The 1,286-nt window shown below is 77.9% G+C and carries 1 pseudogene; it reads left to right on the top strand.

Annotated elements, in window-relative coordinates:
- Nucleotides 1–1,286 (top strand): annotated as a pseudogene (locus AE652_RS41580) (AfsR/SARP family transcriptional regulator); the annotation flags it as partial.

Here is a 1,286-nt window from a genome sequence, read left to right on the forward strand (position 1 = left end):
AGCCGAACCCGCTGGTCGGCCGGGAGGCCGATCTCGCCGCCGTGGCGGAACTGCTGGGCACCGCCCGGGTGGTGTCGGTGGTCGGCCCCGGCGGGCTCGGCAAGACCCGGGTGGCCGCCGCCGTGGCGCGCGGGGCGGCGCAGCGGGTGGTGCACCTGGTGCCGCTGGCCGGAGTGGCGGCCGACCAGGACGTGGCCGGGGCGGTGGCCGCCGCCCTCGGCGCCGGCGACCGGGCGGGGATCGCCAGTGTGCTCGCCGCCGGGCCGGTGCTGCTGGTACTGGACAACTGCGAGCAGGTGGTGCGCGGTGTCGCCGACCTGGTGCACGCGCTGGTGGCCGCCCGCCCTGACCTGCGGGTGCTCACCACCAGCCGCACCCCGCTCGGGATCTCCGCCGAATCGGTGTACCTGCTCCCGGAGTTGGACCGGGTGTCCGCCGTCGAGCTGTTCACCCAGCGGGCCCGGGCGGCCCGCCCGGACGTCGAGCTGCCGGCCGGCCCGGTCGCCGAACTGTGCGCCCGGCTGGACGGGCTCCCGCTGGCCCTGGAGCTGGCGGCGGCCCGGGTACGGGTGCTGGCGGTGCCCGAGATCGCCGACCGGCTGGCCGACCGCTTCGCCCTGCTGCGCGGCGGGCCCCGGGACGCGCCGCAGCGCCATCGTACCCTGCAGGCCGTGGTCGACTGGAGCTGGAACCTGCTGGACCCGCCGGGCCGGGCCGCCCTGCGCGCGCTCTCCGTCTTCCCCGGTGGCTTCACCGCCCGCGCCGCCGGGCGACTGCTCGACGACCCCGACGTCCTGACCGTCCTGGAGGACCTGGTCGACCAGTCGCTGCTGCGCCTGACCGACACCCCGAGCGGGGGACGGTTCCGGATGCTGGAGACGGTCCGCGAGTTCGGCGCGGCCGAGCGGACGAAGGCGGCGGAGGACGAGGCCGTCACCGCCCGGTTCCTGCTCTGGGCGCGGGAGTTCGGCATCGACCACCACGACGGCCCGTTCGGCCCGGCGGCCGTACCGGAGTGGCGGCTGGTCCGCGCCGAGCAGGACAACCTGGTCCGGGCGCTGCGGCTGGCCCTCGCCGCCGGGGACGGGCCCGCCGTCGCCGCGATCGCCGCCGTCCTCGCCGGGCTGTGGACCACCGAGGGCAACTACGTCCGGCTGCTCGCCCTCGCCGAGGACACCGGCGGCCCGGTCTCCCGGCTGCGGCCCGGGCCCGACCTGCTGGAGCCGGTGCGCACCCTCGCCGCCCTGAGCACCGTCAACACCCTGCTCGCCGCGGGCGGCGGGCTC

The sequence above is a fragment of the Kitasatospora sp. MY 5-36 genome, assembly GCF_001182915.1.
In the GTDB taxonomy this organism is placed as follows: domain Bacteria; phylum Actinomycetota; class Actinomycetes; order Streptomycetales; family Streptomycetaceae; genus Kitasatospora.